General features: G+C 32.2%; 11 protein-coding genes. 4 read left to right on the forward strand and 7 right to left on the reverse strand.

Annotated elements, in window-relative coordinates:
- Nucleotides 1–39 precede the first annotated feature (39 nt).
- Complete coding sequence (locus HYY69_02660; protein ID MBI3032351.1) at nucleotides 40–450, reverse strand: NUDIX hydrolase; 411 nt, start codon at nucleotides 448–450, stop codon at nucleotides 40–42.
- 93 nt (nucleotides 451–543) lie between these two features.
- On the opposite strand from HYY69_02660, the gene HYY69_02665 reads away from it, so the two are divergent.
- Complete coding sequence (locus HYY69_02665) at nucleotides 544–1,143, forward strand: hypothetical protein (protein ID MBI3032352.1); 600 nt, start codon at nucleotides 544–546, stop codon at nucleotides 1,141–1,143.
- A gap of 163 nt (nucleotides 1,144–1,306) precedes the next feature.
- Here HYY69_02665 and HYY69_02670 read toward each other — a convergent pair whose 3' ends face one another.
- From HYY69_02670 to HYY69_02680, 3 genes are read right to left on the reverse strand one after another with little or no spacing between them, the layout of a single operon-like run.
- The gene (locus tag HYY69_02670) at nucleotides 1,307–1,723 is read right to left on the reverse strand and encodes a hypothetical protein (protein MBI3032353.1); all 417 of its coding nucleotides are present in this window, start codon (nucleotides 1,721–1,723) and stop codon (nucleotides 1,307–1,309) included.
- Between the two features lie 54 nt (nucleotides 1,724–1,777).
- Entirely contained in the window at nucleotides 1,778–2,068 is a 291-nt protein-coding gene (locus HYY69_02675; protein MBI3032354.1) for a hypothetical protein, read from the reverse strand.
- 53 nt (nucleotides 2,069–2,121) lie between these two features.
- Complete coding sequence (locus HYY69_02680; GenBank protein ID MBI3032355.1) at nucleotides 2,122–2,283, reverse strand: hypothetical protein; 162 nt, start codon at nucleotides 2,281–2,283, stop codon at nucleotides 2,122–2,124.
- A gap of 128 nt (nucleotides 2,284–2,411) precedes the next feature.
- On the opposite strand from HYY69_02680, the gene HYY69_02685 reads away from it, so the two are divergent.
- The 3 genes from HYY69_02685 (at nucleotide 2,412) to HYY69_02695 (ending at nucleotide 3,866) form a co-directional block, all read left to right on the forward strand.
- Nucleotides 2,412–2,651, forward strand: coding sequence for a hypothetical protein (locus tag HYY69_02685; GenBank protein ID MBI3032356.1), 240 nt, complete (start codon nucleotides 2,412–2,414; stop codon nucleotides 2,649–2,651).
- Complete coding sequence (locus HYY69_02690) at nucleotides 2,645–2,902, forward strand: type II toxin-antitoxin system RelE/ParE family toxin (protein MBI3032357.1); 258 nt, start codon at nucleotides 2,645–2,647, stop codon at nucleotides 2,900–2,902. Before HYY69_02685 ends, HYY69_02690 begins: the two co-directional genes overlap by 7 nt.
- A gap of 73 nt (nucleotides 2,903–2,975) precedes the next feature.
- Nucleotides 2,976–3,866, forward strand: coding sequence for a Fic family protein (locus HYY69_02695; GenBank protein ID MBI3032358.1), 891 nt, complete (start codon nucleotides 2,976–2,978; stop codon nucleotides 3,864–3,866).
- Between the two features lie 161 nt (nucleotides 3,867–4,027).
- On the opposite strand, the gene HYY69_02700 is transcribed toward HYY69_02695, so the two are convergent.
- The 3 genes from HYY69_02700 to HYY69_02710 form a co-directional block, all read right to left on the reverse strand.
- Complete coding sequence (locus HYY69_02700) at nucleotides 4,028–5,224, reverse strand: hypothetical protein (protein ID MBI3032359.1); 1,197 nt, start codon at nucleotides 5,222–5,224, stop codon at nucleotides 4,028–4,030.
- Between the two features lie 74 nt (nucleotides 5,225–5,298).
- Nucleotides 5,299–5,715 carry a hypothetical protein gene (locus tag HYY69_02705; GenBank protein MBI3032360.1) on the reverse strand — a complete coding sequence of 139 codons (417 nt, stop codon included), beginning with the start codon at nucleotides 5,713–5,715 and terminating at the stop codon, nucleotides 5,299–5,301.
- A 1-nt stretch (nucleotide 5,716) separates the two neighbouring features.
- The gene (locus HYY69_02710) at nucleotides 5,717–6,097 is read right to left on the reverse strand and encodes a cupredoxin domain-containing protein (protein ID MBI3032361.1); all 381 of its coding nucleotides are present in this window, start codon (nucleotides 6,095–6,097) and stop codon (nucleotides 5,717–5,719) included.
- Nucleotides 6,098–6,282: the final 185 nt, after the last annotated feature.

Consider the following 6,282-nt stretch of genomic DNA (forward strand, 5'->3'; position numbering starts at 1 on the left):
TTCACCATGTTGATGAGCTATTTCTACAAGAGAAGCTATTCACCGGTCTAATTCAGCACAAGTAATGTTTAGTTGAACACGATAAACTACATTAGGCGAACCATCATGTAGCGCTGAGCATAGCATTTCATGACGCATGCTTATAATATCATAAACAGTAACGCCAATCTCTTCATGCATCTCTCTTAATATGCCATGATCAAGAGAAAGCGTTTTTCCTGCATTGCCATCTTTGGAAATCATATCTTCTTTTGGATCTAAACCACCAGAAATAAGATTATATTTTCCATCTTTGCTATATTGTCCAAAAACATAACATCCATCTGAAGTTTCAATAATTGCTCCAACACCCAACAACGTTGCCCGATCTTCCAGTCGAGATTGATAACGGCTTCCAACATGTTGTTTGTAATCAGTAAAATGCCGAAGTTGATGAGCTAATTGAGCCATAACACTACGTTAGAACAAAGGGATTTATAAAAATAATGTCATCTCATAAAATTTATATAGTAAGATATTTGTGAATCTGATAAAGGTGATTTTATGAATATAATCAGAATGATCATAATAGTTGGCTTATTTTCTTTAATTATAGGATGTTCTAATGAAGATAAAAGGGTAAATGAGGTACAAGATAAAACAACTCTGAAGGAAGGTTTTATATTAACAGCAAAAGCCTTTGTACCAGAAGGAACTTATTTAGGAAAAGATGGAATTGGTCAAATTGGACCACATACTGAAAAAATGTATGTTAAAGATGATAAAGTAAGAATAGATATTATTTACCCAAATAAAGAACAAAGAATGTATACCTTAACGCAAGGAGATACAGTAACTATTCACTCCTGCGTTAAAGAAGAAACATGGATTTGCAAAGTTGTAACAAGCATGAAAAAGCTACAAGACACTAAAGGATTGCAGGAATTAGATGAACAGATATTAGCTAGTCTTAAAAAATTACCAGACAAACAACTATTGGAACTAAATGCAAAATGTTTTGAGATTCCAGGCGGATCTAACATGTGTTATCACCCAGATTATCAAATTACACTTTATGAGTCAAGGAAAAATGGTTTTACATGGGAAGCAACTGCATTAGAATTAACAACACCTGACGATGATTTGTTTGTATTACCTCAGTAAAGTCAGGTAATAGTTTTTTTATTTATTTAATGTTAATAAAGAAATAAATTTACGAGGTCAGTACCACGTTTCTTATAACGAGAAAATATTTGGTCAAAATCAAGCTTTTTGACTGTATTTTTTAACCGCAATAGCACTTCCAATAGGAAGCCTTAATGTTATATTATGGTTCTGATGTCTTTTTCCAAACACATTTGTTTTCAATGCATGCTGGTTTAAACCCTTTAGTTCCACTGCTACAACTGCTGAAAGCACAAACGATAAGATTTCCTTCAACTTGTTTTGATTGAAGACGGCAACCATTGTTTAAATCATCTTCAGTAGATGTTGCATTAAAATATCTTTGACAACAATGACAAAAACAATCTTCAATAGTTTCGCAGTACTGAAAAGGCAGCTTATGCATGAGATCAGTATAATTGATCTTTTGATACTTGTAATCAGATGAAGTCATATTTTCATCATTAAGTATTGTTGATGGCGTTAATGGTTTAACCTCAGTATTTTTAGTTGCGATAGAACAAGAGGTTAATAAAAACAAGAAAATAATAGTACTGAATAAAATTATTTTTCTGATCATATCATTAGTAATGCTTATGTTTATAAAAATGTTATGATAAATAAAGTATTAATTTCAAACATGCCGGCAAATAATTTCTAATGCTTCAAACTTATCTCTTTTATTTGCTAACCCTTCTTTAAGAAATCGAACAAGATCAGAACCTTGATTAACAGTATAAAACCTTTCATCCTTTTTAACTACTCGAACACCACCACCTGCTATAACACTTTCATCATGTATAAATAAATGTGGATTCCGAAGTTCAGGATCACTGTATAAAACATACTTATTTTGATCGGGTTGTTCTTGTTCTAAAACATTAAAAAAAACAAATTGTGAACTTTGAAAGCTAAACCCTGTCATCCTACCTCTACTTACAGAACCAACATACGTAACTCTAACACTGTAATTACCTATTAGTATATTACGAAAAGCGCGTCCAAAATCACTATATTCTGCAACAACCATTCCATGCTGAATCCCCAGTTATCTTCGATAAGGCACCCAGAAGATTCAACTAATTTTTTTCCAGCATCTAAAATAGGTCGTACGAGACGATCTGGGACATATAATGCCATATTACTCCACCATTATCTATTGAATATTTGCTCTTAAGAACCTCTATAATAGAGGAATAATAGTTAGTATATAAAGATAACTAAACATTTAAATATACTTGAGTATACCACTGTAAACGGTGATTATTATGGAAACTACAACCATTAAAATTCACGAGAACACAAAACAAGAATTAGATCGTTTTCGAGAATATAAAAATGAAAGTTATGATGAAGTTATTAAAAAAGTAGTATATATTGCTAAAACTTGCAAAGATGAACCAAAACTAAGTAAAGAAACTGTCGAAGCCATTGAAAAAGCAAGAGAAAGAATAAAGAAAAGTAACTTTCTAACTGAAGTAGAAGCAAAAAAGAGGTTGGGATTATAAGTTATCAAATCATATTCGATGAAGAAGCGATTGATTTTCTCAATAAGCTTCCGAAAGACTTGAAAGAGAGAATTTTCAATAAAATTATTTCAGCAAAAGAAAATCCATTTCATTTTTTTGAACGTTTAGCTGGACGACCTGATTATAAACTAAGAATAGAAGATTATCGGGCTATTGCAGACATAGACCAACAAAAATTAATTATCACAATAACAGTTATAGGGCATCGAAAGAATGTATATGAACTTTAAGGAGAAACCTTTAAATATCCGTGGTGACTAATTTAACAAAAAAGATCAAAAAATATTAAAATGTGGTGACTAAATGGTTTTTGGAAGGAAAAAAATAATTAACAACCATGAATATTATTATTTAGTTCATTCAACAAGAATAGGAGAAAATAAATGGAAAAAAATTGAACGTTATGTAGGAATAAATCCACCTGCAAAAAAAGATATTATAGAGATTGAAGCTGAATTCAACAACCTCAGTCACTTTTTCGAAACAAATAATATCAAATTAGAAGAAATAAAAAAAGACTACCAGAAGAAAATAAAAAATACAACAAAAGACCAATTACAAAGATTAGAAGAAGAAATAATGATTAAATTTACCTATGACACTAACAGAATAGAAGGCTCTACACTTACCTACAAAGATACAAAAATGCTTCTTATGGAAGGTATTTCTCCAAAAGACAAGCCAATGAGGGATATTAAAGAAACAGAAAATCATAAAACTGCATTTTTATTCATGAAAAATAATATTTCAAATAAGATTTCAAAAGACTTAATCCTAGAATTTCATAGAGTATTAAAGCATAATATAACTGAGGATGCTGGGTTATTCAGGGATGGACAGGTAAGAGTAGGTACTTTAATTCCCATAAAACCCGACATGATTGAAACCGAAATAAATAATCTTCTTGAGTGGTATGATGAAAATAAAGATCAATTGCATCCTTTAGAACTTGCAGGTACATTTCATTGCATTTTCGAAAGAATCCATCCCTTTTTTGATGGTAACGGAAGAGTTGGAAGATTATTATTAAATAAAATATTATTACAACATAATTACCCAGTAATTATTATCCAAAATAAAAATAAGAGAAGATATTATACTGGATTGCAGCGTGCAGATGATGGTAATTATTTGTATATGATTAAATATGTATTTTCAGAGTTAGAAAATACGTTGAAACAATTTTATGATTAGAGAACTTTGCAAAATTATGGTTACTGCCAATTTCGTAAGCATTTTCGAAAGACTTATCGAGCAATTTTCGGAGTTCCAGAGAGAAAATTGCTTTGTTTAACAAAGATCTCAATGCGAACTGGCAGTAACCCGAGCTTTGCGAGTATTTTGCAAAGTTCTCATTAGAACTCCCCGAGCTTCCTCTGCTTAGTTAATGCATCAACCAATTTGCTTTGTTTTAAAATAGCGTTGATATTAAAATTAAATTTCCTCAACGCAAATTTCTCAGCAAAACTTAACATAAGCTCTTTGCTCCCAAACACAAGCGGTTTCTGATGTACGGCATTTGCGCAGGCTTCTGTGGTCACAAACACACCAAGAGGAGCAATGTATTCATAAGGATTAATAAATCGCAAACAAAGCACCGATGCCTGCCGTTTCATTTCTTTTAATTTTTCCAAAACTCGCAGTCTGTTGCCATAATAGCCGCCAACAGTATTGTCAGCATAGGTTTTCCTACCAGTATATGGCTCATAATCAGTAGAAAATGCGCTGTTTTCAACCGTAATCATTTCAAATAATTCATACTGCCAAACATCAGCAAACATAAGAACTAAAAAATAATTCCCCATGTAACCTCCAAAAAAAGCAAGAGGTTCGTTAATGACAGAACAATCTTTAATTTCAGCAATTAATTTTTTTCCTAAAGTATCGTCAACAGCAGTAATACTCCAACGGGTAGGCACTAATTTCCTCTGTGGTTTAACACCCAGATTACCAACACTGATCAATTTAGTCAGATAATAACGATCATACCCTTTTTCATAGAGTTTTCCCAAAGCTTCGACAGCTTTAAAATCAGTGTCTGAAACAACTTTATCAACAACAGTCGGAATAGAAGGATTTTCAGTAAGGATTGCCTTTTTCAAATCAACATTTGGTCCATGGGGAGTAGTGCCTTGATTCAGGCTTAAAGTAAATTGCGGTTTTCTTTCAAGATTAATCTCAACATCAACCGGCTTTATTGACATAGAAATCTCCTGCGACATTTGAATTAATTTATCATCAAAGGACTTAATAGAAGCTTTGAACGTGCTGTTAACTAAATTGGTGCGAAGATCAATAATTTTAGGCATAGAATAATTTTCTTTGACCCACAACGGAATATCATCGTTTGCATGATATTGTTCAGTGTTAAGAATCCCTACATTGATATGTGGATACCCAAATCTGCCAACAAAGATATTTGGTGCTTCGCCAAAATAATCCTGCTTAGCCCTTTGATTAAAACCTTCTTGAGCATGCAGTTTGATACGCTTAGCTAGTAAGAGTGGATAATATTTAGTTCTTCCTTTGTCTTTAATATAGTCAAGATTCATACTACTTCATGTTAAGAGAGACAAAAAGAGAATATAAATCTAATGAATAACTACTTAAAACTACTAAGCAGATATTATCTTTCTTTGATTACTTTTAAAGCAATAAGAACACCAAGAACAAAAAATAATGCATGACCAAGCCACCACGTTCCGCTAAATAACAAGAGATTTGTTCGTTCTATACCGATAATATCAGGAGCTCTTGATTCAAAAGGAACATGCGCTTCACCTAATTCCCATGCGCGATAGTATATGCTCATCAAGGTGCTAAACACTAATCCCATGAATGAAATCAATTTCAAATTCTTTCGTGCAGTGTTCATTGCTTTAAGACTGAACAAAAACGTTGCAATAAAAAAAGCAAGCAGAAACTTAATCACAAAGTACGTCAACGATTCCATTGGATTAGTCAGGAAAACGTGGAACATAAAATCAAGAAAATCAGTGCAAAGAGCAGCAATTAAAGATTGATAGAATATCTTATTTTTCATCTTATTTCACAATGATTTTACCAGTCATAGAGGGATGAATACTGCAATAATAAGAATACTCGCCAGGTTTATCAAAAGTGTAAGTAAATTGATCTCCCCTATTCATAACATTACTTTCAAAGAGTTCCTCAGAAACAATTTTATGAGCAACATTATCATTATGTTTCCATGCTACTGTTTCACCTGCACCAATAGTAATCTCACTAGGCTCAAAGACAAAGTGATTGATCATTACTACATTATTATTACCTTCTGGATTTTCAGCTGGAGCAGAAGTACTAGGCGATGCAATCGGCTGCGTAGTATTTTGCTGGTTGCAGCCAACTATTAACAGAGCAATTATCATTAAAACTATGGTTGAAATTATGTTGTTTTTCATCATTATATTCTTATTGAGAAATTAGTTTATATGTTTTGTGATTTAAAGGCGTTGTCCCGAAAGTCATAAATATGTATACTGGCATGAAAAATTGTATGATGAAACACAATAATTCAACAATCCAGTATACAGTAGAACAAGTACAACGCCTAGTTAAAAAAGTTTGTTATGAGAAACAGATTTCTCAG

It is taken from the genome of Candidatus Woesearchaeota archaeon (assembly GCA_016192995.1).
Lineage (GTDB): Archaea > Nanobdellota > Nanobdellia > Woesearchaeales > DSVV01 > JACPTB01.

Bases quoted from the DNA above. Each gene is read 5' to 3' on its own strand.
- HYY69_02665 (MBI3032352.1), top strand. From the start codon at position 544: ATGAATATAATCAGAATGATCATAATAGTTGGCTTATTTTCTTTAATT.
- HYY69_02675 (MBI3032354.1), bottom strand. From the start codon at position 2,068: ATGACAGGGTTTAGCTTTCAAAGTTCACAATTTGTTTTTTTTAATGTT.
- HYY69_02695 (MBI3032358.1), top strand. From the start codon at position 2,976: ATGGTTTTTGGAAGGAAAAAAATAATTAACAACCATGAATATTATTAT.
- HYY69_02670 (MBI3032353.1), bottom strand. From the start codon at position 1,723: ATGATCAGAAAAATAATTTTATTCAGTACTATTATTTTCTTGTTTTTA.
- HYY69_02705 (MBI3032360.1), bottom strand. From the start codon at position 5,715: ATGAAAAATAAGATATTCTATCAATCTTTAATTGCTGCTCTTTGCACT.
- HYY69_02700 (MBI3032359.1), bottom strand. From the start codon at position 5,224: ATGAATCTTGACTATATTAAAGACAAAGGAAGAACTAAATATTATCCA.
- HYY69_02685 (MBI3032356.1), top strand. From the start codon at position 2,412: ATGGAAACTACAACCATTAAAATTCACGAGAACACAAAACAAGAATTA.
- HYY69_02680 (MBI3032355.1), bottom strand. From the start codon at position 2,283: ATGGCATTATATGTCCCAGATCGTCTCGTACGACCTATTTTAGATGCT.
- HYY69_02710 (MBI3032361.1), bottom strand. From the start codon at position 6,097: ATGATGAAAAACAACATAATTTCAACCATAGTTTTAATGATAATTGCT.
- HYY69_02660 (MBI3032351.1), bottom strand. From the start codon at position 450: ATGGCTCAATTAGCTCATCAACTTCGGCATTTTACTGATTACAAACAA.